The organism is Cloacibacillus evryensis DSM 19522, assembly GCF_000585335.1.
Classification (GTDB): domain Bacteria; phylum Synergistota; class Synergistia; order Synergistales; family Synergistaceae; genus Cloacibacillus; species Cloacibacillus evryensis.
Map to the genome: position 1 here is coordinate 2027483 of NZ_KK073872.1, position 26377 is coordinate 2053859.

At 44.1% G+C, this 26377-nt stretch carries 28 protein-coding genes; 12 read left to right on the forward strand and 16 right to left on the reverse strand.

Translation table 11 applies throughout. The features are described from left to right. The 6 genes from CLOEV_RS09040 to CLOEV_RS16435 are packed head-to-tail and all read left to right on the forward strand — an operon-like array spanning position 1 to position 7373. Positions 1 to 969 (forward strand): GDP-mannose 4,6-dehydratase, encoded by a 969-nt coding sequence (locus tag CLOEV_RS09040; RefSeq protein WP_034443292.1) that lies wholly within the window; start codon positions 1 to 3, stop codon positions 967 to 969. Continuing rightward, positions 966 to 2111, forward strand: coding sequence for a glycosyltransferase family 4 protein (locus CLOEV_RS09045; protein WP_034443294.1), 1146 nt, complete (start codon positions 966 to 968; stop codon positions 2109 to 2111). The genes CLOEV_RS09040 and CLOEV_RS09045 overlap by 4 nt, the downstream gene beginning before the upstream one ends. 3 nt (positions 2112 to 2114) lie before the next feature. Continuing rightward, entirely contained in the window at positions 2115 to 3254 is a 1140-nt protein-coding gene (locus CLOEV_RS09050; RefSeq protein WP_034443296.1) for a glycosyltransferase family protein, read from the forward strand. Continuing rightward, positions 3247 to 4758: a hypothetical protein gene (locus CLOEV_RS09055; RefSeq protein ID WP_034443298.1), complete on the forward strand. Its 1512-nt coding sequence runs from the start codon at positions 3247 to 3249 to the stop codon at positions 4756 to 4758. The genes CLOEV_RS09050 and CLOEV_RS09055 overlap by 8 nt, the downstream gene beginning before the upstream one ends. 3 nt (positions 4759 to 4761) lie before the next feature. Next, entirely contained in the window at positions 4762 to 5820 is a 1059-nt protein-coding gene (locus tag CLOEV_RS09060) for a hypothetical protein (protein ID WP_034443300.1), read from the forward strand. A 5-nt stretch (positions 5821 to 5825) separates the two neighbouring features. Continuing rightward, the gene (locus CLOEV_RS16435) at positions 5826 to 7373 is read left to right on the forward strand and encodes a polysaccharide biosynthesis C-terminal domain-containing protein (RefSeq protein WP_169732217.1); all 1548 of its coding nucleotides are present in this window, start codon (positions 5826 to 5828) and stop codon (positions 7371 to 7373) included. Positions 7374 to 8108: 735 nt separating this feature from the next. Here the strand turns inward: CLOEV_RS16435 and CLOEV_RS17540 are convergent. From CLOEV_RS17540 to CLOEV_RS09080, 4 genes are all read right to left on the reverse strand, one after another. Then, the gene (locus CLOEV_RS17540) at positions 8109 to 8582 is read right to left on the reverse strand and encodes a fructose-bisphosphatase class II (protein ID WP_034443303.1); all 474 of its coding nucleotides are present in this window, start codon (positions 8580 to 8582) and stop codon (positions 8109 to 8111) included. Between the two features lie 14 nt (positions 8583 to 8596). Next, entirely contained in the window at positions 8597 to 9316 is a 720-nt protein-coding gene (gene fic / locus CLOEV_RS09075; protein WP_051485011.1) for a protein adenylyltransferase Fic, read from the reverse strand. Between the two features lie 202 nt (positions 9317 to 9518). Continuing rightward, the gene (locus CLOEV_RS17545; protein WP_425393604.1) at positions 9519 to 9842 is read right to left on the reverse strand and encodes a fructose-bisphosphatase class II; all 324 of its coding nucleotides are present in this window, start codon (positions 9840 to 9842) and stop codon (positions 9519 to 9521) included. Between the two features lie 56 nt (positions 9843 to 9898). Beyond that, positions 9899 to 11026: an ISAs1 family transposase gene (locus CLOEV_RS09080; RefSeq protein ID WP_034442124.1), complete on the reverse strand. Its 1128-nt coding sequence runs from the start codon at positions 11024 to 11026 to the stop codon at positions 9899 to 9901. Positions 11027 to 11236: 210 nt separating this feature from the next. Between CLOEV_RS09080 and CLOEV_RS16445 the strand changes: the two genes are divergently transcribed. Both CLOEV_RS16445 and CLOEV_RS09090 read left to right on the forward strand, forming a co-directional pair. Then, on the forward strand, positions 11237 to 11494 hold the full coding sequence (locus CLOEV_RS16445) for a helix-turn-helix domain-containing protein (protein ID WP_218915518.1): 258 nt from the start codon (positions 11237 to 11239) through the stop codon (positions 11492 to 11494). 12 nt (positions 11495 to 11506) lie between these two features. Continuing rightward, positions 11507 to 11866, forward strand: coding sequence for a HipA N-terminal domain-containing protein (locus tag CLOEV_RS09090; RefSeq protein WP_034443309.1), 360 nt, complete (start codon positions 11507 to 11509; stop codon positions 11864 to 11866). 297 nt (positions 11867 to 12163) lie between these two features. Here CLOEV_RS09090 and CLOEV_RS09095 read toward each other — a convergent pair whose 3' ends face one another. The 11 genes from CLOEV_RS09095 to tmk all read right to left on the reverse strand — a co-directional run bounded on the left by CLOEV_RS09095 (position 12164) and on the right by tmk (position 21391). Further along, positions 12164 to 12397 (reverse strand): hypothetical protein, encoded by a 234-nt coding sequence (locus CLOEV_RS09095; protein ID WP_008712289.1) that lies wholly within the window; start codon positions 12395 to 12397, stop codon positions 12164 to 12166. Further along, the gene (locus CLOEV_RS09100; RefSeq protein ID WP_034443311.1) at positions 12381 to 12887 is read right to left on the reverse strand and encodes a DUF3990 domain-containing protein; all 507 of its coding nucleotides are present in this window, start codon (positions 12885 to 12887) and stop codon (positions 12381 to 12383) included. Before CLOEV_RS09100 ends, CLOEV_RS09095 begins: the two co-directional genes overlap by 17 nt. Continuing rightward, positions 12884 to 13102 carry a DUF3791 domain-containing protein gene (locus CLOEV_RS09105; RefSeq protein WP_034445668.1) on the reverse strand — a complete coding sequence of 73 codons (219 nt, stop codon included), beginning with the start codon at positions 13100 to 13102 and terminating at the stop codon, positions 12884 to 12886. The genes CLOEV_RS09100 and CLOEV_RS09105 overlap by 4 nt, the downstream gene beginning before the upstream one ends. A gap of 404 nt (positions 13103 to 13506) precedes the next feature. Next, the gene (locus CLOEV_RS09110) at positions 13507 to 14415 is read right to left on the reverse strand and encodes a DUF4143 domain-containing protein (RefSeq protein ID WP_034443312.1); all 909 of its coding nucleotides are present in this window, start codon (positions 14413 to 14415) and stop codon (positions 13507 to 13509) included. 444 nt (positions 14416 to 14859) lie between these two features. After that, the gene (glpX, locus tag CLOEV_RS09115) at positions 14860 to 15870 is read right to left on the reverse strand and encodes a class II fructose-bisphosphatase (RefSeq protein WP_034443314.1); all 1011 of its coding nucleotides are present in this window, start codon (positions 15868 to 15870) and stop codon (positions 14860 to 14862) included. Between the two features lie 20 nt (positions 15871 to 15890). Next, the gene (gene purB, locus CLOEV_RS09120; RefSeq protein ID WP_008712299.1) at positions 15891 to 17207 is read right to left on the reverse strand and encodes an adenylosuccinate lyase; all 1317 of its coding nucleotides are present in this window, start codon (positions 17205 to 17207) and stop codon (positions 15891 to 15893) included. An 89-nt stretch (positions 17208 to 17296) separates the two neighbouring features. Beyond that, complete coding sequence (locus CLOEV_RS09125) at positions 17297 to 17866, reverse strand: DUF4416 family protein (protein ID WP_051485012.1); 570 nt, start codon at positions 17864 to 17866, stop codon at positions 17297 to 17299. Further along, entirely contained in the window at positions 17847 to 18776 is a 930-nt protein-coding gene (gene ftsY / locus CLOEV_RS09130; RefSeq protein ID WP_008712301.1) for a signal recognition particle-docking protein FtsY, read from the reverse strand. Before ftsY ends, CLOEV_RS09125 begins: the two co-directional genes overlap by 20 nt. Positions 18777 to 18778: 2 nt before the next feature. Beyond that, on the reverse strand, positions 18779 to 20071 hold the full coding sequence (locus CLOEV_RS09135) for a PSP1 domain-containing protein (RefSeq protein ID WP_034443317.1): 1293 nt from the start codon (positions 20069 to 20071) through the stop codon (positions 18779 to 18781). Beyond that, positions 20043 to 20786 (reverse strand): hypothetical protein, encoded by a 744-nt coding sequence (locus CLOEV_RS16060; RefSeq protein WP_051485013.1) that lies wholly within the window; start codon positions 20784 to 20786, stop codon positions 20043 to 20045. The genes CLOEV_RS09135 and CLOEV_RS16060 overlap by 29 nt, the downstream gene beginning before the upstream one ends. Continuing rightward, complete coding sequence (gene tmk / locus CLOEV_RS09145) at positions 20783 to 21391, reverse strand: dTMP kinase (protein WP_034443319.1); 609 nt, start codon at positions 21389 to 21391, stop codon at positions 20783 to 20785. The genes CLOEV_RS16060 and tmk overlap by 4 nt, the downstream gene beginning before the upstream one ends. A 96-nt stretch (positions 21392 to 21487) precedes the next feature. On the opposite strand from tmk, the gene CLOEV_RS09150 reads away from it, so the two are divergent. The 4 genes from CLOEV_RS09150 to CLOEV_RS09160 are packed head-to-tail and all read left to right on the forward strand — an operon-like array spanning position 21488 to position 24595. After that, on the forward strand, positions 21488 to 22372 hold the full coding sequence (locus CLOEV_RS09150; protein ID WP_034443321.1) for an MBL fold metallo-hydrolase: 885 nt from the start codon (positions 21488 to 21490) through the stop codon (positions 22370 to 22372). 46 nt (positions 22373 to 22418) lie between these two features. Further along, positions 22419 to 22553, forward strand: a complete 135-nt coding sequence (locus CLOEV_RS17405; protein WP_270553928.1) for a hypothetical protein — start codon at positions 22419 to 22421, stop codon at positions 22551 to 22553. A 42-nt stretch (positions 22554 to 22595) separates the two neighbouring features. Beyond that, complete coding sequence (locus tag CLOEV_RS09155; protein WP_245591122.1) at positions 22596 to 23321, forward strand: BRO-N domain-containing protein; 726 nt, start codon at positions 22596 to 22598, stop codon at positions 23319 to 23321. A gap of 32 nt (positions 23322 to 23353) precedes the next feature. Further along, positions 23354 to 24595, forward strand: a complete 1242-nt coding sequence (locus CLOEV_RS09160) for an IS256 family transposase (RefSeq protein ID WP_034441843.1) — start codon at positions 23354 to 23356, stop codon at positions 24593 to 24595. A gap of 313 nt (positions 24596 to 24908) precedes the next feature. Here CLOEV_RS09160 and rpoN read toward each other — a convergent pair whose 3' ends face one another. Next, a complete protein-coding gene (gene rpoN, locus CLOEV_RS09165; RefSeq protein WP_034443323.1) occupies positions 24909 to 26252 on the reverse strand; it encodes an RNA polymerase factor sigma-54 in 1344 nt (447 codons plus the stop codon). Positions 26253 to 26377 lie beyond the last annotated feature (125 nt).

Below are 26377 nucleotides of genomic sequence, written 5' to 3' on the forward strand. Positions count from 1 at the left end.
ATGAAAGTATTAGTGACAGGTGCTGGTGGTATGATTGGCTCTCATTTAGTAGAACAGCTATACAATCGTGGAGATGAAGTAATCGGTTTGTTCCATAAGAATAAAAAAAACATTGAGCAGATACCTTTTCCCATTAATTTTGTTCAGTGTGATATTCGATATGGTCAAGGGATAGATAATCTTATTATGGATAGTCTCCCTAGGCAAATTTACCATCTTGCTGCACAAAGTTATCCAACGGTATCTTGGGTAAATCCATCCGAGACCATAGATGTTAATGTTAATGGTACTATTGCAGTCTATGAAGCCATTAAAAAAGCCCGTAAATACGTTGATAGTAATTATGATCCTATGGTAGTTGTTGCATGTTCCAGTGCTGAATATGGGGAAACATTTAACAAATTAAAAGGCGACTCCATTTACGTAAGAGAAGATGCAAAATTACTTCCGTTACATCCATACGGAGTCAGTAAAGTTGGACAAGACTTACTGTCTTTCCAGTATTACATGAATGACCACATTCGTTGTATTAGAGCAAGAATTTTCAATTCGACAGGGACAAGAAAAGTTAATGACGTAACATCTGATTTCACCAAAAGAGCTGTCGAAGCCGAGCGAACAGGCAATTATATGTTGCGTGCCGGAAATTTAGATACATTTCGTGCAATTATGGATCAAAGGGACCTTATTGTTGCTTTAATGTTACTCGCCGAAAAAGGGAGGGATGGCGATGTATACAATATATCATCGGAGCATATATACCAGATAAAAGATATAGTAACGTACATTGAAGCAGAAATCGGCCACAAATTCAAAATAGAAATGACTCCTAAATTACTCAGACCAACAGATGAGAAAATTATAGTTGGCAATATTGACAAACTAAAAAATGATACAGGATGGGAACAAAAAATTTCAATGAAAGAAACGGTGGCAGATATGTTAAATTACTGGAGGGGAGTTTTATGAAAGTATTAATTATCGACCCATGGTGTTCTGATAACTATGAAGTATACACTATAGGTTTATGCGAAGGCTTATGTGATAAAGTTGATTTAACTATATGTTCAAGTTATTATGAGAGTAGATACACTGAAAAGTACAATATTAAGCCCATTTTTTTTAAAATATCAGACAAGATGTGTAGAGGCATGCTCCGGAGTGCCATTAGGGGTATTGAGTACGCTGTAGCTTACATAAAGATTCTTATCATAGTAAGAAGAGAAAAATACGACGTTGTACATGTTGAATGGGCGCTTTTATATAGAATGGATGAATTTTTCCTAAAGCAAATAAGAAAATATGTTAAGCGTCTAGTATACACTTCTCATAATGTCCTGCCACATATAAATGGAGAGAAATATGTTACAAAATTAAAAAGGCTTCACAATAATTTTGATGTAATTCTAGTTCACGGAGAAGGAATAAAAAAAGAATACCTAAAGTATTTTCCTGAAGATAAAAACAAACTCAAGATTCAATATCACGGCATACATTTAACGCAGAAAAAGGAGTATGTAATATCAAAAGTAGATAAACATATTGTCGATTTTATCTCATCCGCAAAAAAGAAAATTATTTCTTTTGTTGGAAATATTTTCTATAATAAAGGTGCTGATAGAGTGATTAATTATTGGGTTAATAATCTCAATGACACAGAACAAAAGTTAGTTGTAGCTGGTAGCTTAAATGTACCTTATTCAGAATTAGAACAATATATGCAAACCATTTCCAATTCTGGGAATATATTATTTGTGCCTAGATTTTTAAATGATGATGAATACGCATACGTATTAGCAAATTCTTCCGCAGTAGTAATTCCATATAGACACGCAAGCATGAGTGGCATTGTATACTCTGCTGCTGCATTTAGAAAGCCTGTTATTTATACAAATACCGGATCTATTGCCGAATATATAGGAGATGAGTGTGGCATACAGGCAACTAATACAGACGAATCACTGTTTCAAGCTTTAGACAAATCTATTAATATGGATGAAGCTACTTTACAAAAATTAGGAAGTAATCTTAATAAGTGGATTTATAACAATTATAGCTGGAATATTATATCTGCAAAACTAGTCAATGAAGTTTACGCATTAGGTAATTAGCATATGAAAAAAATCATCGTCATAAATGTAGGTTCGATTTATAGCATTCCCCCAATAAAAAGCCTTCTAGAAGGACTCTATAAACAAAATGTGGAAGTGACGTTAGTGACAACAAGAGATGGTATATCAGAAGAAGATAGTCTGTACAAAAAAATACGCATATGTAAAATGGATGAAGACTACAACTCAGACATTTCTCTGATATTAAAATTCATCAGAATGATACAACTGAGAAAAAAAATTTGGAAATACGTAGACAATTTATATGATGAAAATACGTTGCTCTGGATAATATCTGATGCTACAGTGAAAAGCCTCGGCCCTAAGTTATTCAGCTATAATTATGTTTTGCATATGTACGAGCTTATTGGCACTAAATATATGGTACCTAAGTACAAACTTGGTAATATGCATTTAGGAACGTATGGTAAAAATGCAAAAAGAGTGATAGTTCCTGAATATAACAGAGCTCATATAACAAAAGCATGGTGGGACCTTGACAAACTTCCTTTCATTCTTGAGAACAAACCATTTTATCCAGAAATTATAGAAAAGAGAAATTTACCAATTAATCATTCAATTCAAGCAAGAAAACTATTAGAGAAAATAGGTAACAAAAAAATTATCTTATATCAGGGAATATTACACAAGGAAAGGCCGTTAGAACATTTTATATCTGCAGTTGATCGTTTGGGAGATGACTATGCCTTTGTAGTGATGTCAAATGTTGCAAATTTATATGCAAATTGTGGGAGTAAAAATTACTATTTTATTCCTTTTATTTGTGCACCATACCACTTAGAAGTCACTAGCCATGCCTATATAGGAGTTCTTTCGTATATTCCTACCAAAACTAGTAATTCAATATTGAATACAGTATATTGCGCACCTAATAAAACATTTGAGTATGCATGTTTTTCTATCCCAATGATAAGCAATGATGTTCCTGCGTTGAACTACATGTTTGAAAAACAAAAATGTGGTATCTGTATTAAAAATTACAATATTGATTCAATTTGTCAAACCATAAAAACAATATCAAACAATTACTCTGAGTACTCGAAAAATTCAAGATATTTTTATGATAGTGTTGATTATGAAAAAAAAATAACCTTCCTTCTCAATGAGGTTTACAATGGCTAGAAACCCATTATTAAGAAAAAAATATATACTCTGTTGGAAAAATGTCCTAATTTTATTTGCTGTTTTTATTCTCAATTGTATTGCTTGCCAAAATACAACTGTAGGAATAGCGGTTGCTTTAGCAGAAGCCACTATTGTAATTATATTAAGTTTACTTGGAAAAACTGACCGTGCCATACTTGCTAATAATATATTTCTTGGAGTATCAATCGAGGCTTCACTATTTGTATTTGGTGAATATACATATATATATAGTTATGCATATATGCCATTTATACATAGATGGGGCTGTCTTTGCTGCGAGCTGTTTATTTTACTTTGCGTTATTTTTAAGCAAAATGGAAGAACAAAGATAAGCCTAAAAAACGATATTAAAAATTTATGGAGTGGTCAATTTGTCTTTGGCTTCGTATTACTCGTATTTACTGGTATTTTTAGCTCTCTAGTGACAATTATAACTAATGATAACCATGTAAATAATACATCATGGTTTTATGGGGCGTATGCCACAGAAATTTGTTATTGGATAATCCTGATAATCAATTTAGTATTAGTGTATTTTGCTCTACGCCATAACTGTAAATTCTATGTTCAGTTTAAAGAAGTGTTAATTAACTTTTTCATTGTTTTAGTAATAGCATCATGGGCATCTGTTATCTTGGGTTGGCACGGAACTTATTCTTATCATAAGTCGATTTTGCTAATGCCTTTGGTTGCTTTTTTCTCCATTACTACTATTATATGTACAAATTTTAAAGAATACCAAAAAACCCCCATGTTCATTTTTGCAATAATAGGGTTCATTTGTATGTGTATTAAAACATCTCCACTACTTGGCAAATGGATACTCGTTATTGGAGTAACGATTGCAACATATTTTTGGATAAATATTGCCCATAAAAAATTTTTTAAAATGCTGATGGTAATTATTCTGGTATGTATTAGTATTGCAGTCTTTGGAGAGTACTTCACCCGTAGTAATGAATTACTGCTGTATAAGATAGGACAAACTACAGAAAGTTTAAAAATTGGAAGAGGTTCATGGTTAGATAATGTGCCAAATTCTCCAAAGGTACGAATTGAAGAATTCGTCAACGTATTCCTTGAATACCTCGATAAACCTTGGTACGTCTTCTTTGGGAAAGGAATAGGAGGAACAATTACACAGCAAACAAACTGGGTTGATTGGGCATCAAGTAGCGGTGCATTCTCTGTAAATCAAAGACAAAGTGGTATTTATAACGAGTTACATGAATCTATTAATATAATGTTCCTTAAATTTGGCCTTCTTGGCTTAATATTTTTTATTTATAACTTTATGAAAGGACTAAAAGGTATAAAAAAATCCCCTTGGATCTTAATGGGTTTACTATGGTTTTCATTCTACGTTAACGCTTATATTTCAATGTATATAGTAGCATCTGCTTTTCTACTTGGGATGTATGAATGTGATATATCAAGTGGCTTGATCAAAAAAATGAAAAACAGACATAAGGAGTTTTAGAGCATGAATAATCTACCCAATATACTTTACATGGAATTGTTAGAAAACAATTATGGTAATAAAAGATTAGATTATCAAATTATAAAAAACTTAAAGGCTATTTCTAATTTGACTGTTGCCCAACTTGAAAACTGGTTTGATTTACTTCCAAAGGATATTAATGTACATTCATATAAATATAAACGAACCAGTAATAATCGTAAAATTTCGTACTATCAACGCAACCTTGAAAATTTACTTGTTGCTGTTAAGCTAGATAAAATCTATCACTTTGATTATCTATTTTTTGCTTCTTATGATACATATGTTTTTACTTTGGCTTTATTTAAAATTAAGGATTTTAATCGTCGAGTGTTTATATTACATCACAATAATATTGACTTAATCGATAAATCCATAAAATTACAATTATTTTTCACCATATATGCTAAAAAAGTAAACCATATTGTCTTTGAAAATTTTATAGCCAACCATTTAAAAAATAAATACGGTGTTGAAGAAAAAAAAATATTCCATATGCCACATCCTCTAAATATAGTACAAGGAATTTTCTCAAAATATTATGATTGTGTAGGCATAAGCAATAGCAATAAAGAGGAATGGATAAAAGAAATTATCGATTTTGAAATTTATAGTAATATCTTTAAAATAAACAATGTTAAGGTAGTTTTACGTTCAAAAACAATGACGTTTAACGATGGCTTTCTTAAAGTTATTAGTGGCTACTTAAGCGATGAAGAGTATTATTATTATGTTAAATCTACAAAGACAATTTTCTTACCGTTTCCAGAAAGCTTTAAGTATCGCACTAGCGGCTCTATTATAGATGCATTCTCTAATGAAACTTCTGTTATAGGAAGTAAGATATTATTATTTGAAAATGTGGAGAAAGAATATCCTAGTATTTGTAAGGTTATAAATTCGGCCAACGAATTTATAAACTACCTCTTGACCGCAGAGACAAGTTGGAAGAATGAGCAAAAAGAGTTTAAATTGTTTAAATCACGCCATTCTGATAGTGAATTAAAAAAAATATTTGAAAGAATGTTCATCATAAAATGATTAATATGCGTAAAAAAAAGCTATATCTTAATACAGTGTCCTCTTTAGCAAATCAAATCGTTGTTTTGTTTTGTGGTTTCATATTGCCAAGGTTTATCTTACAAACGTTTGGATCAGACATAAACGGATTAGTTTCTTCGATTATGCAATATCTAGGGTTTATTACACTGCTAGATGCTGGCGTAGGTGCCGTTATCCAATCAGCATATTACCAACCTTTAGCAAATGATGACTATAAAACCATAAGTCTACTGTTTAATTATTCAAAAAAATTTTATCGTGTATTAGCAAGTATCTTAATTTGTTATGTTGTATTTTTATGCAACATATTTCCGTATTTAATTAATTATAAATTCAATACATCGTTTATTATTTCATTAATTATTATTATTTCTTTTAGTTTATTCTCACAGTTTTTTTTTGCAGCGCCTCAACAGTTATTATTGAATGCAGACCAAAAGCTTTATATACAAACAAATATTCAGACGATAACATTGATATTAAATACAGTGATTAGTGTCATATTAATTACTACAGGACATTCAATTCAGATAGTAAAACTAGTACCTTCAATCATTTTTTTTTCGACACCATTATTCTTATCTTTCTATATAAAAAGACATTATGAATTAAACTATACATTAAAAGATAGGTGTTTTAAAATTGAACAAAAATGGAACGGTTTCGCACAACATTGCGCAACTGTAGTGATGAATAATACCGATATTATGGTATTGACTATATTGGCACCATTAAGTGATGTTTCAATATATGCGGTTTATAATTTGGTTGTATACGGAATTCGTCAACTTATGAGCTCAATATCTAGCGGATTCAATTCACTTTTAGGTAACATCCTTGCTTGCAACGAAAAAAAACTACTATATAAAATTTTTGGATTATTTGAGTGGTTTATGCATTCAATTGTCGTTTTGTTTTTTTCTATGACTGGAATCCTAATTGTGCCATTTATTGAAAACTATACCTCCGGCATTTCTGACGCCCGCTATTATCAACCAACATTTGCGGCTTTATTAACATTGGCACAAGCAATTTACTGCATTAGAATACCATATAATGCAATAATATGCGCAGCAGGTCACTATAAACAAACACAAAAAAGTGCTATAATTGAAATGATTTTGAACCTTTCTATTTCAGTAATACTTGTACATAAAGTTAGCCTTATTGGGGTAGCAATTGGGACTCTTATTGCAATGATGTACAGAACTGGATATTTCATTTTTTACTTACACAAAAATATTCTAGAAATTAGCTATAAAACTGTGTTCAAGCAAATAATATCAGATTTTATACAATCATTTGCAATTATATTCGCTAATAATTTTTTATTAAAAAACTTATCTTCCGGAAATAGTTATTTGAGGTGGATAATGCACGCTACAATACTTGGAGGTCTATCCGTGATAATTGTATTTATTTACAACATAGTATTTTATAAGAATAACATTAAATCAATAAGCCATGTTTTTATTAAAAATAACAATGTAGGTAAAATGGATGGTGCTAAAGACCAGGACAACCTATCATAAGCTAAATTTTTTCTAAGAATTTTAAAATTAAGGCCACATGCATAGCCAGTACAGTGCCACTTCTAAAGAGGCTTCTGGGATTTTTCGTGCCTGCGTCTACCTGCTTCCACGTAAACAGGCCCGTTGGCTCAAATAGGATAAATTGATCTGATTGGTAATCTTCATAAAGCTGATTCCTTATATACGATGCTACTTTCTTTTAGTTAGGACCTATCTTATCCACATAGTATCCTTGACACTAAAGCCTCAATGATTTCTATCTTTTTCTTCCACAGAAGTTTTTTTAGATTTTGATAATTTCAACTTTTATCTTACTATATATAAATTGCTATCTGAACTTTAATACAAATACTATATAATTTACAATTTTCAGTTAGTGTCAAGAATTTTTCGCACATTCCCAGATGCGGTTCCAAGTGCTCTATCGGCATGCTTCGACGTCTGACACAAGCTCGCCAGTTTCTGCGTTGAGCAGGACATTGAGGGACTCCTTGATGCTTCCTTCGACCACCTACCTTGTCCAAATAGCTTCTGACCTCGTCATCGTTGATCTTGAGAAGTTTGCCTTCCGCTTCTGGATAATATGCGCCGTTTGTGCTAATGTTAATGAAACAGTCCTCCTTTTTCTCTGTATGTCTTAGTTTTCGTATACCTAACATACCAGAGCGGAGGGCTGTTTGCAATCCCGGAGTTTATGTCCCTCGCCGCAGCACTGCACTGCAATGCCCGTGTCGTTCACTTTAAGGTCTCATCAATGGTTCTTCTATGTCCGACCTCTCTGTGGTTGAACTCAATTGTACGAAAAATATTGTACGTTATCAATTCCATCTTATATGTGTTGAGGAGATTCTGCGCATAACTGCTAAATAACCCACAGGTTATGCCAGAGGTTGAGAGGTTCAAGAAACAAAGAAATAGGCAGCATAAATAAGGCTCCATGCCACCTGGAAAGATCTTATGTGTTACAGGAACAAGCAGGCCGACGAGGCCGCTCCCTGCGCCGTATTTGATGCCGCTGATCTCGTCTAATTTCTGGACGTTGTGTACCGCGTTGAAGCAGCGCGGCGTGCCGCTCTTTGCGCGCATGACCAGCGATGAGGTCTCGATGCCCTCACCGGAGCAGCGTACGCCTTTGAGCCAGTCGCAGTCGGTGACGCCGGTCGCCGCGAAGAAGACGTTTTCGCTTTTCACGAGGTCATTAGAGGGCAAGCTTGTCCCAAATTTTAATTTTCTTCGTAGTAATATGAATAATCTATACCTTTCATAAAGGTCTCACGGTCGTTCGTTTTATCTGTAAGCGCGGTTTTAAGCAGCTTATTAATATCCGTGCCGTTAACAACGCTTCGCCTCATAGCCTCAAGATATTTTTTCTTATCAACCTTGCTCCAATCTATGCACGGGATGAGGCGCTTTTTCAAAAGCATATCCAACCATATACGTGCCGACCGGCCGTTGCCCTCCATAAATGGATGCGCCGCGTTCATTTCGATATATTTGCTTATGATCTGATCAATGTTTTCGTCCTGCATCTTCTCAATATTCAGCAGGGTTTGCTCCAGATACCGCGCCACTGCAAATTGGAAGCCTCCCTTTGCTATATCCTTAGAGCAGATCTGTCCGGCAAAATCATATAAGCCGCCAAACAGATATGCATGTATCTGCTTAAGGCCTTTCACAGTACCAACTTCTATATTGCTCATAAATGAACTATTCCACAGGGCATAGGCCTTGATTTTGCTTTTGCCGTCAACCATTTCATCACTGTAGGTAAACCATTCTATAAATCTATTCGCATTTTTTGAAGGAAACTCTTTTGCAAGAGCAATAATCTGCCCATAGTTCATTACGTTGGACATTCGCCATTTCCCGTCAGGGGCAAGCAATTTCATCTGGTTAGAGACACTACCCAGTTCATTTCCCTGTTTCCTTAATTTTGCTTTCAAGTTTTACCGCGTTGATGCAGAGCAGCGTGCCGCTCTTTGCGCGCATGACCTATCCATCCTATTGTAGCTGCGTCAGGTTCATTCTAGTATTGTGGCCGACGCATGGAGATGACGGCTTTCGCCGGCTTATGGTTTCACGTATAGCAACTCTGTCGGAGGGGGCACGGCCGTTGACGAAGCGCACGCGCGGCGGCCGATGAAATCAAGGATAAAACCGAGAGGTTGTTAAAGGACAGGGATTGAGCGTAATTGCATAATAATGCTGCCTGAACGCATTTATACCGCGTTCAGGCAACATATATGTTATGGTACGTAATCCGATGTTTCGTTTACAGGAACGAGCAGGCTGACGACGGAGCGCCGTATTTGATGCCGCGCTGATCTCGTCCAGCTTTTGGACGTTGTGCGCCGCGTTGATGTAGCGCAGCGTGCCGCTCTTCGCGCGCATGACCAGCGATGAGGTCTCGATTCCTTCACCGGAGTAGCGTACACCTTTGAGCCAGTCGCTTACGGTGGCGCCTGTCACGTTTTCGCTTTTTACGAGATATATTTTATACAGCTAAAATACTCAGGGCAAACGCATCAACATTCTGAGATTAACTTGATCATATAATCATTATCCCATCCAGCCTTAAGGCGTTTTCCCCTAAGGCTGGTTTTGCCGGATTTGTCTTGTTTCAGTAAATTAATTGCACAATGCCTGATGATTGCCATATTTGCGGCACTGTTTTTTTGTCTGTTGCGCATCGCGTCTTCATTGAATATCACATCAAGAACCCAATGGAGACTGTTTTCGATACCCCAGTGTGAACGTACTGACCGTCCTATTTCTGCCGCGTCAGCCGGCAGACTGCTTATGTAGTATCTTCGTTCCACAGAACTCTGAGTGCCGGATTCTCTTGTGGATTCCACCATGATTATGCTCTTGAGCCCCTTCCATTTATCAAATTCCGCAATGTCTATTTTCTCATTGTTTTCTATTGCAGCGACGTTCCTTTTTTCTATACGACCGTGGCTTTTTTCAATCGTCGCATATGATGTGTGAGTTACTCCGGCGTAATCTGTTTTCTCTTCGCATTTGAAAAGATGTTCCGCCATTTCCAGCGTGCCGCCCTGATTGCCTTTCAAGGCCAGCAGGTAATTCCCTTTCATAGAGACAATCTTATCTGCTATTGCTTTCTGGCATCCCATGGCGTCTATTGTTATAGTGCAGTTTTTGATATCAAGCATATCCAGAAGGGTCGGAATTGCTGTAATTTCGTTTGACTTAGCTTCCGTTGCTGTTTGGGCTAAAACAATTCCATTATCTGAGGACCACGCACTTACCATATGCAGGCAATCGCGGTGCTCTGTGTTTTTGAAGGACCTTCTGGATGTCTTGCCGTCGATGGCAATGACGCCTTTTAAACGTTCGGACAATGACCTGGCCCAGTTCGCAAAACACTCCGAAAACTGCTTCGGGTCCAAGGCTGACATTACCCTGTTCATTGTGTCGTGGGAAGGGATTCCATTTGGTAAATCAAGAAACGATTCAAAGAAATCCTGTTTGCACTTTGCAAAAAGTTCAATGTCGTTAAAGCCTTCCGCACCGCAGATGACCCCGCACAGCACAATAGTAAGAATGTCGGTCAGGTTGTGCCTGATGTGGTTCTCCGCACGATTGTCAGTGAGAATAGCGAAATGTTGGCTGATGCTTGTTTGCATGTTCATTAAAACACTCCATAAATTATTTATTGTAGTTTAGCATATTAATGATTTATTTGATTAGGGATAATACATTTTCATATGATACGTTTCGGTTTATGGTTGCTGGTGATATCGTTTTTTTGTACAAAGTTTTTGACCTTTATTGATGCGTTTGCCCTGCAAAAATACTAGCTATAATTGACATAAATAACTTTTATAGCTAAAATATTAGCTATGAATATATCATTTTTTCAGCATCATACTCCGCCTGAAATCGCCCTTGCTCTTGCCGCTAATGTGCGTGCGCGCAGGAAGGAGAGGAAGCTCACGCAGAGCGGGCTGGCAAAGTTGTCGGGGGTAAGTTTGGGCTCCATCAAAAGATTTGAAAGCAGCGGGGAGATTTCTCTGAAATCTCTGCTGAATATTGCCGTGGTGCTTGACTGTGAAGAGGATTTTTTTCTCTTTTTACAAAAAAGCATTATGCCTCTATAGAGGATGTCATAAATGAAAAAAGTTAGGGCGTTGTCTGTCGGCTATAACGGCCGTCCTGTCGGGAGGCTTGCGCTGACTCCCGATGGCTTTTCCGCCTTTGAGTATAACAGAGACTGGCTGGCAGCCGGTTTTTCGATCAGCCCTTTCAGCCTACCGTTAAAAGGTGGCGTTTTCGTACAAAAGAGGCGTGAACCATTCGAGGGCGGCTTTGGTATTTTCGCCGACAGTCTGCCGGATGGCTGGGGACATTTGCTCTTAGATCGTATAATGCTGAAAAATTATCTTGATCCATACGGTATAGATATTTTGCAGCGCCTTGCCATAACGTTAAACCTCCTGTTTTGTCTGTATATTGTACATTACCGACTATGAGGAGTTTTACACATTTTTTTACGCACTACCCAAAAGAAAGCACAAATAGAGATGGAAACCAATATAGTTATCATACCAACGCCGCTATATTGCCTTGACCAGTTGCTTAATTCAATGCAAACACAGCTATCGTTACGAAATATACAGTTCAAGCCGCTTTTTACATGTGTGAACTGTCCGCAGGCCCTTTTCTCAATCGATAAGGGCCTGTGGACAAAAGCTGAACCAAACTAAGGTTTTAGGATATGCGGGCGGCTGTAATAAGGCCGCTTCCGCAGAGGATGTGTTTATATACCGTCACATATCCCCATGCGCGGCGACAAAATCTGCATATAGCTGTGCCGGGCTTTCGTACCAATACTTTGTGCTTTCTTTTTCAAGCATCGCATATGTGCCGGAATTATAAAACTCTACAACGGCGCGGTTCAGCGGCATATTTTTATCTTTGTTCAAACGTCTTGCGATCGCCGCGACTTTGTAGGGGATAAATATATGGACGTTCTCCTGTGTTATTTTAGGAATCCTTTTCATCTGATACGACCTCCTTTTCTCCCAGAAAACGCAGTTGTTTCACCGCCCTGTCAGTATGAAAGGATATCTGATCGGCCAGGGCATATGTCCGCAGACGGCGTATCACTGTATCAAAGTCTATAAATCCTCCTTCAAACGCATTGAGGCATGTGTAGACTCTGTCATTAGCCACAGCGCCCTGTACGATGTCGTAAGGGTGCGCGAAGCCGACGTCTTTTCTGTTATGCATGATAAAAGTCAACCAAGCGCGGCTTGGGCCTCTGAATTTCCGTATTTGCATGATCTTGGATTTAAAGATGCTTTCATCCAATTCATAGGAGGATATGTATCCCCGTGGAACACCGTCACGTCTGCATTTGATTTTCGACCATTTCGCCGCTTGCGCAAAACTGGTGGTGGTATAAAAACCACCGCCAAAATCAAGCTGCTGTCTGCTCAATGATAAATCGGGTTCAGGTACTGGAATTAATCCGCCATGGTAGAGTATCATCTTACAGCTCCGCGTTTTTTGAGATATAGTTCTATTTCGTCTATGACATATTCAAGCGACTGTGTATGGAGCACATCATAGCCGTCGATCAGATAGTCCAGCACACCCTCTTTTTCAAACATGTTTGCGGCGTCGGCGCCTTTCATCGCATGTCTGACTTTATACGCTTCAATGCAGGATGAAACAAATTCCGCTTTTTTTTCAAGCCTGTCCACGCCGCCCGCCTCCTCATAATGTGTATTGATTTCATAAAAATTATATCCTATTTTCAATAGATTCTCCCGCTGTTTTACACATATCCGTCATGGCTGTATATTTCGCCGCAAGAGCGGTAAGTGGGTCAGAGTTAGATTTTCTGTCTTTAGACAAATTTGGACAAATGATCGCAGATTCGGCGTCCGGGAAATTGTCAACTACGCAGATTCTCGTTTACTATCCGTCCGTTACAATTCTATTTTATAAAACTGCGAGTACTCGCAAAAATATTCAATAGGAATTGTAAAAGCGATCCATGTTGATGTGTACGTGACTGGAAGCAACGCGCGGTTTCTGTCCAAAGGTGTACTTACAGTAAGCAAGTGGGTGAAAAGGGAAAGGCCTTCACGCATCAGGTCCCTGTTTACAGCTCAAAACAGTCTTCATTGAGCAGAAAATCGTATAACCCAAGGTGTATAATCCCTATCTCGTCAACCCATGGCTTCATCGATGTTTTAGTTATGACAAATTTTTTGAAAAAATCATTTACTGTCAGAAGTGGGCGAAGCTCCTGCCTCGCCTTCATGTCGTCGGATATATTAAGCGCAGACTGAATGTAATATTTCTTAGCCCCTTTATTTACGACAAAGTCGATTTCATATGACTTCTGACGCCGCTTTCCGGCTTCATCCGTTTCCTCGATTCTGACAACGCCAACATCTACAGAGAAGCCTCTTGTGAGAAGCTCATTGTATACAATATTCTCCATAATATGCGTTTCTTCCTGCTGGCGCAGGTTGAGTCTGACGTTCCTTAAACCTATATCCACGCAATAATATTTGGACGGATATTCAAAATATTTTTTGCCCTTGACATCGTATTTCCTTGAACGTTTGAATAAAAACGAATCGGTCAGATATTCCAGGTAAGCTGTGATAGTTTCACTACTTACCTTCACGCCCTTTACACTTTTCAGCGTATTCACAATTTTACTGGCATTCGTCAGCGACCCTACAGACGAACACAGGGCATCGGTTAGCTCGCCGAGCACGTCGATCAATTCTATTTGATATCGTTCGACAATGTCCTTGAAATAGACCTCATCGAACAGATTTGATAGGTATTTGAATTTTTCCTCGCCATTTTTTTGCCTACCCAGCGCAATGGAAATAATATGGTCGTCCGGTACACCAGTGGATTTCAGGTGGTCACAGAAAATTTTGAAAAGCAAAAAACTCTTTCCACACTGCCTGACACCCTTAATGATTTTTATCTGACCGTTTCCCTGCCTGCTTATTAATTGGTTCAGGTATCTATCTCTCTTAATATACATTCACCATTCTCCATCCGAAACTTAGTCGTAAATACGACCTAATATCGAATTACGTTATAACATAACAGGTGGCAGGTTGGACAGCAATTTATCTTTTATCGTTATTGAGGCATCTTCACAGAATATTACGACGAGGCGCCAGCGCCGCTGTTTTTCTATCGGCCATGTTTCCTGACAGCATTGGTAAACTTGCCGATATGTCCGTCTGCTATTTAGCGCCCGGTCTAACGCCGCATGATCTGCCATTGGCGGTGTTGGAGTAGCTGATGGAGTGAATTTTTAGTTGTAGACAATGCTTCCCAGCCATAACAAGACAACGAATAATGCCGCATAGAAGATGCATGGGACAGGCTATCTCGTTCACCATAAGAAAATTATGGAGCCTGAACGCATTATACCGCGTTCAGGCTCCATGTTGTTATGACGTGTAATCCGCTGTTTCGCTTACAGGAACGAGCAGGTCGACGAGGCCGCGCCGTATTTGATGCCGCTGATCTCGTCTAGCTTCTGGACGTTGTGCACCGCGTTGATGTAGCGCAGCGTGCCGCTCTTCGCGCGCATAACGAGCGACGACGTCTCGATGCCGTCGCCTGAGTAGCGCACGCCTTTGAGCCAGTCTCCGTCTGTGACGCCCGTCGCCGCGAAGAAGACGTTTTCGCAGCTTACGAGGTCGTTGAGGTGGAGGACTTTATTGACGTCCATACCCTTTTCTTTGCACTTCTCGCGCTCTTCGTCGTTGCGCGGCCAAAGTTTGCACTGCATGTTGCCGCCGACGCATTTGAAGGCGCAGGCGGTGATGACCGCCTCCGGCGAACCGCCGACTCCCATGAGGAGGTCGATGCCGGCATTGGGCTTGCAGGTCGAGAGGGCGCCAGCGACATCGCCGTCTGGGATGAGGCGGATACGCGCGTGGAGCGAACGTATCTCTTTGATAAGTTCCTCGTGGCGCGGCCTGTCAAGGACGACGACCGTGACGTCTTCCACCGATTTTCTCAGCGCGCGCGCGACGGCTCTGATGTTGTCGGTCGGCGTGGCGTCGATGTTGATCGCGTGTGCCGCGTAGGGGCCGGTGGCGATCTTGTTCATATAGAAGATATGCTGCGGATCGAAGAGCGTATTCCTCTCCGCGAAGGCCACGACGCTGACGGCGTTCGGAAGTCCGAGGGCGGTGAGGCGCGTGCCGTCGATCGGGTCTACCGCTATATCAACCTGAGGTTCTGTTCCGCAGCCCAGCTTTTCGCCGTTGAAAAGCATCGGCGCTTCGTCTTTCTCGCCTTCACCAATAACAACTACTCCGTCCATATTGACGGTATTGAGAATAAACCGCATCGCGTTGACCGCAGCTCCGTCAACGCCGTTCTTATCCCCGCGTCCCATCCAGCGGCCTGCGGCCATAGCGGCGGCTTCTGTCGCCCTTACCATCTCAAGCGCTAGATTTCTGTCTGGTGCAGACATAATAAAACCCCTCCGTATTGTTATTTTGAGGGCACAGCCGCGGCAAGCTCTGGAAAGCGGCTGAAGACCTCGTCTATGTGCTTTAGATAATACCCCAAATCAAACAAAGATTCCAGCTCGGAATGTGTCATTTTCGTGATTCTCGGGTCTGATTTAAGAAGTTCGAGCAATGGGACCTTTTCATTCCAGCAGCGCATGGCGTTGCTCTGCGCGATCGCGTAGGCGTCCTCGCGGCTGACGCCCTCTTTTTCAACCAGGGTTATGAGCACGCGTCCCGAGAAGAGGAGTCCCTTGGTGATGTCGATATCCTCCATCATCTTGTCGGCGTTCACGACAAGGCCGCTCATCACTTTGATCATTATTTTCGTCATGTAGTGGGCAAGGTGGAAGGCGTCGGGCCACATGACGCGCTCCACGGAGGAGTGGCTGATGTCGCGCTCGTGCCAGAGGGCGATGTCCTCAAGCGCCGGCACGGCGAAGCCGCGCAGCAGGCGCGACATGCCGCAGACCCGCTCGCAGAGGATCGGGTTTTTCTTGTGCGGCATCGCGGAAGAGCCTTTCTGCCCCTTTTTGAAGGGTTCGAGGGCCTCCAGCACCTCAGTGCGCTGGAGATGGCGCACCTCGAGCGCGAGCCGCTCAAGCGTGCCGCCAAAGATGGCGAGGTCGGTTATGATGCGCGCGTGTCTGTCTCTCTGGATGACCTGCGTCGAGACGGGGTCTATGCCGAGGCCGAGCAGCTCGCAGACGCGAGCCTCTATCGAGGGAGGGCAGTTCGCGTATGTGCCGACGGCTCCCGACAGCTTCCCCACCATCATCTCTTTTTTTGTTTCTGTCAGGCGCTCGATGTCGCGCCCCAGTTCGGCGTAATGGTTGAGCAGCTTGAGGCCGAAGGTAGTCGGCTCGGCGTGGATGCCGTGGGTGCGCCCGGGACAGGGCGTCAGCTTATATTCGACGGCTTTTTCACCGAGTATCCCGTGAAGTTTTTTAAGCTCTCCGATGACGACGTCCATGCTCTCGCCGAGCAGGAGCGAGGAGGCGGTGTCGATGACGTCGCTGCTCGTCAGCCCAAGGTGAACGAAGCGCCCCGATTCGCCGATCGTCTCGGCGACGCTCGATACGAAGGCGATGACGTCGTGCTGCGTCACCTCTTCTATCTCGCGGATGCGCGCGACGTTGAAACCGGCTTTTTCTTTGATATTCCTGAAGTCCTCGTCCGGGACTACTCCCGCCTCGTTCCAGGCCCGCGTCGCCGCCAGCTCGACGTCAAGCCAGCGGCCGAAGCGGTTTTCGTCGGTCCATATTTTTTTTATCTCTTGTGTTTCGTAGCGCGGTATCATAGAGATTGCCTCCCATTATAAATTGTATGGATCACTTTTATGAAAATTTCGCGGCAAGCGTGTCAGCCGGTTTAAACTCAGTAGAAATCTTAATCTTCGCCGCCGCTGGCAGCCGCCAGCGCACAGCGAACCTCTCTCTTCCAGTCCTCGCGCACAAGTTCCAGCCATTTATCATAGGCGCCGCTCTTGAAGTCAGGGAAGGTATAGAAGAAGTTTTCCCAGCGGCCCTTGCGGCGGCAGAGCGTCACCTCGCAGAAGATGCCGTCGCGCAAGTAGACGCGGTGCGCCTGTCCCTTTGTCGAGGCCAGCAATAATCTGGCTCCGTCTATCGTCCCCGGGTCAAGGTTGACGCGGCGGCTTGCGCCCGTCTCTCTCTCGATGCGGCAGCTCGCGATCTTCCAGTCCGGCAGCGCCGAGGTCGGGTAAAGTCCCGGGTAGGAGAAGAATACTCTGTCCAGTTTGGGCGCGATCTCCTCGTAATAGTTGGTCCAGACGAACGGTATTCTTTCGCTCACGCGTTCCGGCCTGCCCCAGATATTTTCCAGCAGGCCGCAGGTATCTTCATAGACCGCGGTCTCGCCCATGGGTACAAGGAGGGCGAGAATCTTTTTTACGAGCGGGTCGCGCGGGTGCCGTCCGTTATTCACGCTCTCCGGCATCGAGCAGCGTCTCCACAAAGGTGCGCGGGTCAAAGAGCTGAAGGTCGTCTATCCCCTCACCAAGCCCCACGTAACGTATCGGCATTTTAAGTTTATCGGCGATCGCGATGACGATGCCCCCTTTTGACGTATTGTCAAACTTCGTAAGCACCACGCCCGTGATAGGCATCGCTTTGCTGAAGGTCTCGGCCTGCATGAAACCGTTCTGCCCCGTCACGGCGTCGAGCACGATAAGAACTTCGGCTGGGCCCTCCGGTATTTCGCGCTTGATGACGCGCGTCACCTTAGAGAGCTCCTCCATGAGATTTGACTTCGTGTGAAGACGTCCCGCGGTGTCGGCGATGATAACATCGTCGCCCGCGGCCTTGGCGGCCATTATCGAATCAAACACGACGGCCGCGGGGTCGCTGTCCTGCGCCTGAGCGACCACACGCACGCCCGCGCGCTCGCCCCAGGCTTTGAGCTGCTCTATCGCGGCGGCGCGGAATGTGTCGGCGGCGGCCATTATCACACGTCTGCCGTCAGCTTTGAGCTGAGAGGCAAGCTTGCCCGAGGTGGTCGTCTTGCCGCTGCCGTTGACGCCGATCATGATGACGACGGCGGGCTTCTGCGAAAGGTCGAGAGGCTTTCCCATTCCCGGCACAGCCTCCAGACGTGAGATCAGCAACTCGGCAAAGGCTGATTTCAGCTCCTGTTTATTGGTTATCCGGCGATCCACCATCACCTGCTTAAGGTCGTTTATAAGCGCCTCCGTCGTATCGATGCCGACGTCGCCGAGGATCAGACTCTCCTCCAGTTCATCCCAAAAATCATCGGTGACCGGGTCGTCTGAAAAGAGGTTTGATACGCCCTGGGTCCATCTGTTCCCCGTATTTTTCAGCTTCTCGGCAAAGTTTTTGAATATTCCCATTCCTACACCTCCGATTTAGCGGGCGCCGCGTTATCGGAACCCTTTTTGGCCCCGGGCCTCCTGCGGCGCTGAAAATGACGTTTCGGCCGCTCTCCGCCATCCTGCGCCGCCTTATCCTCTTTTGGCGGCCTCGCCTCGGCGGCGTGCTTCACCTTCTGAACGACGTCCTCGCGCGGATCTTCATGCTCGTCGCGGATAGTCTGCGGCTCGTGCTTCACGCGGCGCTTCTTTTTCTTTTTATTTCCGCGCGGTTTTTGCTCAGGATTTGCCTCCCCGCCGTCGGGGCGGCGTTTGGCGGCGTTTTCCTCACGCTTCGGCTCGGCGGCTGCTTTTTCGTGGTGGCCGCCGCACTGCATGCATTTCGGGAAGAAATCCTGTATTTTCAGGACCGGCTCCGCGATCTCCTCCTCCGGCACCACCCATTCGCCGCCGGACGAAACGGTCTCTTTGAACTCTTCAAATTTGTCCCTCGGGACTTTAACCTCGCCCTTGCCGGCGATGAAGCAGCGCAGGCTCTTGCTGGGCAGGTCGATACCGGCGATGATGACGTTGCCGTTCGGCGTCTTTATTTTCGAGCCCGGGTTGGGAAAACCCTCCCATGCCTCGTGGTAGGCTTCGTGCTCGTAACACATGCAGCACATGAGCCTGCCGCATATACCTGATATTTTGGCCGGGTTCAGCGCCAGGTTCTGCTCCTTCACCATCTTTATGCAGATGGGGGCGAACTGGTTGAGCCAGTAGCTGCAGCAGCAGGGCTGCCCGCAGGGACCGACTCCTCTGATGATTTTCGCCTCGTCGCGAACGCCTACCTGCCGCAGTTCGATGCGGGTTTTGAATTCGCGCGCAAGGTCACGCACATAGGCGCGGAAATCGACGCGCTGCTCCGAGGAAAAATAGAAAAAGAGCTTGCGCTTCGCGCGCAGGAACTCAACGTCTATGAGCTTCATTTCGAGGTTGTGAGGCTTCAGAAGTTCCTTCGCCTCTTTCAGTATCCTGTTTTCCTCTTCGCGGTAGCCTTCGGCGGTTTCAGTATCTTCCTTCGCGGCAAAGGCCATAAAGGTAAGGTCCGTCACCACCGGTTCGGAATTTTTGGCCATCCCGTCGCCGTGTTCCGAGGCGTTGCGCAGCAGGCGGTAGGCCGCCTCCTGTTCGGCGTTTATCTCACCCACCGCCACCGCGAGCTCTTCACCGCGCACCGATTCCACGATGAGCGCGGCGCCCTTCTTTATATCTCCGTCATACTCGACAAGCCCAAGATAACGGGGCTTACCATAAATTGCCAAGTATTTGTTCATTGGGAACTTCCTCCTTGAATAGAGCAAAAACTAAATCCTCTATCACCGGCACGGAGAGCCTTCTCTGCTCCATGAGGCGTATCAGCGAATCCAGCTCGGATGCTTTTATATAGTCGTTCTTTTCCGTAAGATCGCGTACCCAGCCCTGCATCTCCAGATAGAGAATCTCGGGGCTCGGTTTCCTGCCCGCATCCATCCACTTCGCCCACTCCCTGATGCTTGCGGGCATCGGATGGGCCTTCAATATTTCCTCGGGCAGATCTATATGTATCGACCAAATGCGGCTCTTGATCGTCGGGATGAGATTGTCTTCCTCCGACATAAACAGTATGTTGCCATGCTCCGGAGGTTCTTCGGTGATCTTCAGCAGGCTGTTGGAAGCCTCGACGGATAGTTTGTCCGCCAGCCAGACGACGGCGAGACGGCGCCGGGAAGAGAGAGGATGAAGCGCGAGCTCCCCCTGAAGCCGGCGGCACTCGTCGATCGACGGCGCCGACGAGACAGTTCCCGCGTTTATCATATCGGGATGCTCTCCGTCCTTCCAAAGGTCGTCATCCCCCAGCACGAGCCGTCCGTACATTTCGGAAAAGGTCTCCTGCATAATATGGGGGATGACCACCCCAACCGACTGCGGCGTCCTTCCTGATGCCGCGGCGTTCGCCAGCTCACGCCAGCCCTGCGAGGACTCTATAAGGGCGACCGTCTCCTGGTTCACAGGGAAACTCCCCTTTCGGCCAACACAGACTTCACCAGTTCAAAAACCTCAGCCGGATCTTTCCCGCCGCACTCGATCACGGCCCAACGGCGCGGCTCCAACTTTGCCAGCTCGCCGTATCCCTCGTCGATCTTCCGCATAAAGGCAAGACCTTCGCGCTCAAAGGAATCGGGTTTTCCCCGTTTGCCGACGCGCGCGAGCGCAGTCTCCGGTGAAATTTTAAAAAAGAGCGTAATGTCCGGCACGGGCAGCGCCGCAAGCGCGGCCATATCCCGCAGCGGCTCAAAGGGCATTCCCCTGCCCCATACCTGATAGGCGAGAGTGGAATCATGGTAACGTTCGCATATGGCATGACGGCCTTCGGCAAGAGCTGGCGCTATCACCCGCGCGGCGTGCTCCGTTCTGTCAAGCATGAAAAGAAAGAGCTCGCTCCAAGGGTGGCGCAGACCGCCATCAAGCACCATGCCGCGCAGCAGGCCCCCGCCCTCCCAACCGCCGGGCTCGCGGGTAAGGACGGCTCCGCCCCCTTTATTCAAAAGCTCGAAGAGCAGCCTCGCCTGCGTCGATTTCCCGCATCCGTCAATGCCCTCGAAGGTAATAAACATCACACCCACCGCCTTTACAATAGATAATCATAACATAATTCATGATAAAATTATCAGAGACTATTCCTAATTTTACGTTAATCGGAGGCGCAGCGGATGTACGAACTTATTCAGGCCGGCGAAAAGAGCTGGTATATAAAAAATCCCGCGAATGTAGGCGTCTACTCTCTCGGCGGCGGTGATATCTGTCTCATCGATTCCGGCAACGATAAAGAGGCGGGGCGCAAAATACTCAAAAAAGTCACGGAAGAGGGGTGGCGGGTCTCCTGCATCATCAACACCCACTCGAACGCCGACCACACCGGCGGCAACCAGTTCATCCAAAGCCGGACGGGCTGCCGCGTCCTCTCCACCGATATAGAAAACACCTTCGCGAGGCACCCGGAGCAGGAGAGTTCTTTCCTCTATGGAGGATACCCCTACGCGGAGCTGCGCAATAAATTCCTGCTGGCGAAACCGACGGAAAGCACAGTAAACATTGAAGACGCGCTGCCCGAGGGGCTGGAGATAATAAAACTCCCCGGCCACTACTTCGATATGATCGGGATAAAGACCGACGACGGCGCCTGTTTCCTCGCCGACTCGCTCTTCAGCGCCGAGATCATCGCGAAATACCACATCGTTTTTATCTACGACGTGGCTAAATTCCTTGAAACGCTCGACATGCTGGAGGGGCTTGAAGCAAAAATATTCATCCCCGCGCACAACGAGCCCCTGACGGACATCAGGGAGCTGATAGAGGTCAACCGCGCTAAGGTACACGAGATCGCGGCGCTCCTCTGCGAAATATGCGCCGCGCCCAAAACGTTCGAGCGGATACTCAAAGAGGTCTTCGCCCGTTACGGCCTGACGATGGACCACAATCAATATGTGCTCGTCGGCAGTACGATAAGGTCATACCTCTCGTGGCTGCACGACGGCGGCAGGCTGAATATAGAATTTATCGACAATGAGATGCTCTGGAGCAAGACGGACGGCTAACGAAAAGACCGGCTGCGCTTAGACAGCGGAGGTAGGAGGTACCTTTATGTCAGATAAAATAGCCCTATTCGAGAATAAAAAGATACGCTCTGTTTGGATGGAGGCGGAGGAAGAGTGGTACTTCTCTGTCGTGGATATCGTGAGTGCGTTAACCGGCAGCATAGACGGCAGAAAATACTAGAACAAGCTAAAACAGCGTCTGAAGGAAGAGGGTAATGAAACGGTGACAAATTGTCACCAGTTGAAATTACAGGCCGCTGACGGCAAGATGCGCTTGACTGATGTCGCATCGGCCGAGAATATACTGCGCCTGATCCAATCCATCCCGTCCCCCAAGGCCGAGCCATTCAAGCTCTGGCTCGCGCGCGTCGGCGCGGAACGCATAGAAGAGACGGCGGACCCTGAGCTGGCCATCGACCGTGCCTTTGAGACATATCTGAAAAAAGGCTATACAAAAGAATGGATTAACCAGCGGCTGCTCTCGATCCGTATCCGCAGCGACCTAACGACCAAATGGGACACCCGCGGCGTCAAGAAGGACATGGAATACGCCATCCTCACCGACGAGATAACGAAAGCATGGACCGGCGTGACGACACGCCAATACAAGAATTTCAAAGGGCTTAAGAAAGAGAACCTCCGCGACAACATGAGCGACCTCGAGCTGGTGCTGAATATGCTCGCCGAGGCAACCACAACCGAGATATCAAAGACCGTGAAGCCGGAAACTTTCGAAAATAACGCCAATGTCGCACGTCAGGGCGGGCAAGTGGCGGGAAATATCAGGAAGGAAATAGAGGCAAAATCCGCCCGCCCGGTCATCACCAAGCAGAACGCAATAGACTTTACCAACGTTATTGAGCTGGTCACGGAAATAGATCAGGAGAAAAAGGGAGCTTATGAAACAAACTCTGTAAATATAGAAATCGCAAAAAAAGGCCTTCTGTGATAAATTAAAATTACTTACAGGAGGCCTTTAAAATGGCAAAAGATAAGAAGATTACTCACAAAGTTCAGATGACAGACGGGAAAAGAGATATCATCAGATACCTACTTCAGGAATACGATATCAAATCTGCAAAGGATATCCAGGATGCGCTGAAAGATCTTCTGGGTGGTACGATTAAAGAGATGATGGAGACTGAGATGGACGAACATCTCGGTTATAAGAAATCTCAGCGTTCAGAAGGCAGCGACTACCGCAACGGATACAAACAAAAGCATGTAAACTCAAGTTTTGGAGAGTTTTCCATAGACGTTCCTCAGGACAGGGAATCCAGCTTCGAGCCTAAGATAGTAAGAAAGCGACAAAAAGATATTTCCGAGATAGACCAGAAAATAATATCTATGTACGCTAAAGGAATGACTACCCGTCAGATATCGGCAACGATACAGGATATTTACGGGTTCGACGTCTCAGAAGGCTTCATATCGGATGTGACTGACAAGATAATGCCGCAGATCGAAGAATGGCAGAACAGGCCACTCTCCGAAGTCTATCCCATTGTTTTTATAGATGCGATTCATTATTCTGTTAGGGAAGATAACGCAGTAAAGAAGCTCGCAGCCTATGTAATACTTGGAATCAACAGCAACGGTATAAAAGAAGTGCTTTCTCTGCAGGTGGGAGAAAATGAAAGCGCCAAATACTGGCTGACAGTCCTGAATTCCCTGAAGAACCGTGGTGTAAGGGATATCTTCATTCTCTGTGCAGACGGCCTTAGCGGAATGCGCGAAGCAGTCGAAAGTGCGTTCCCGCAGACCGAATACCAGCGCTGCCTTATACATCAGGTCAGGAGCACTATGAAATATGTGGTTGAAAAAGACCGCAAAGAATTTGCCGCAGACCTGAAAACAATCTATCAAGCTCCCGACGAGTCCCATGCGCTGGAAGCCAGGGATCGTGTTGCTGAGAAATGGGGATCAAAATATGCAAATGCAGTGAAGGGGTGGGAGCGCAACTGGGATACGATCTCTCCGATATTTAAATTTTCTTGCCAGGTAAGAAAGGTCATTTACACGACAAACGCGATAGAAAGCCTTAATTCCAGCTATCGCAGGCTCAACAGCCAAAGAAGCGTATTCCCCAGCGCAGGCGCCCTTTTAAAAGCCTTATATCTGGCTACTTTTGAGGCGACCAAAAAATGGAGTATGCCAGTTAGGAACTGGCGCAGTATCCTTGGTGAACTAGCTGTAATGTATGAAGGACGGATGCCTGAATAGGCTAAGATTAATAAAAAGCGGTCAGTGTTTGTATTGACACTGGCCACTTAATAGGTTGATAATTTTGTCATACAGGGATCGTTATTAGCCCTAGTTGTATTGGATTTCTCACAGAAGGTCCATATTTACAGAGTTTTTTTCACACGCCCGAAAAAGGGGACAGGTATATAATGGACATCGTCAAGACATACTTTCTAGTCTGTGCTGGAACAATCTATCCTGGGGTTCTTACGTAGTTTTGGTTTCATTGTCCTGGCTTTCTCCTGATAACTACAGATTCTCTACGTATATTTTGCCTCATTACTGCAATCTTTTACATACTATTACTAGGTTTATCGGCTTTTTCAGTGACGACTGATTTATGTCCTTTGTGGCCCCCCAAATATTTCCGTGAGTAACTGCCGGTTATCCCCATCTCATTACGATATTTCGCCACAGTCCGCCTAGATATGCGGATGCCTTTTTCGAGTAAGATTTGGGATATTTTATCGTCACTTAAGATTTCCATACTTCCCAGAATTATAGAAATCTGCTTTTTCACATAATCCCTTCCGGTATTATTTTTACTCGGAACTACATTCGGCCAGGAAGAAAACAATGCGCTCATTTTATATGTCCTTGCTGGGGTCTGAATATATTTATCTTTTACACATCTGCTTATCGTGGAGACATGCGTTTCCAACTCTTCCGCGATCTTCGCCATACTCAACGGCTTTAAAACACTTTGGCCTAAAATATAGTCTTCCTGTGTCTGACATATGATGAGAGATACTTTTTGTAACAGGTCTCGTCTTTTTTCAATAATTTCATTAATAAAATTAATTCTGTGAACCTTCTCGCTGAAGTATTTCTGCAATTGTTCGTTGCCACACTCATCCATGAGCTTTTTATATGTGCCACTTACACAGAGTGGCTGTTCTTGCCCATTATTTACTTCTATTTTCCAGCAGCCACATTCAAAGGAGGCAATAACATCTGGAATCACGTATTGTATATTTTCGGTATCATATCCATTCAACGGATAAGGATTAAGTGTTTTTATTATTTCTATGTAGCGCTGTATTTGGTCTATACTTATACCAACAGCATTGGCAATCTTACGCACTTTACCGCCAGCCAAATCATAGAGATATTCTTTGATTATAGTATGAAGTTTCACATCAGTATTATATGGCCAGGGCAACTGTAGAATTAGGCATTCTTCTAAGGATGCGGCAGCTATACCCTTTGGGGCAAGACTTTTTAGCAGCTTAATGTAGTAAGCTGCATTCGTCACAGAAATATCTAGTATAGTCGCTACCTCAGCCGCATTTTTTGTTAACCGTCCTTTTGAGTCTAAAAGACCTATAATGGATCTTATTATCCTGACCTCTTTACAATTATATTTACCTAGATCCAGCTGAGAAAGCAACAACTCTTCAATAATATTCTCCTGCGGTGCCGGTACATCTAAGATAGGGCTGTCTTCTCCATCATCGATTCTGGACGTTAAGTATTGCGGCTGATCATAAAATTCCAACAAGGGATTCGCATTTCGCTCTTCATTTACAAAATCGATCAAATCAGTTATCGGCATCGATAATATTTTAAGTGACTCTAGCATCGTAGGCGAAAGGAATTGCTTTTGTTCAAGCACAGGACTGTGATTCAAATCCATCCATGGTTCACCACCTTAAAGGCACAATATCGGGTTACCTGACGTTAGTATAAAATAAATATGAACCTATGTCATATGATATCATTTTCAGCAATTGATATATGATGATGCACGCCTTCCATAAA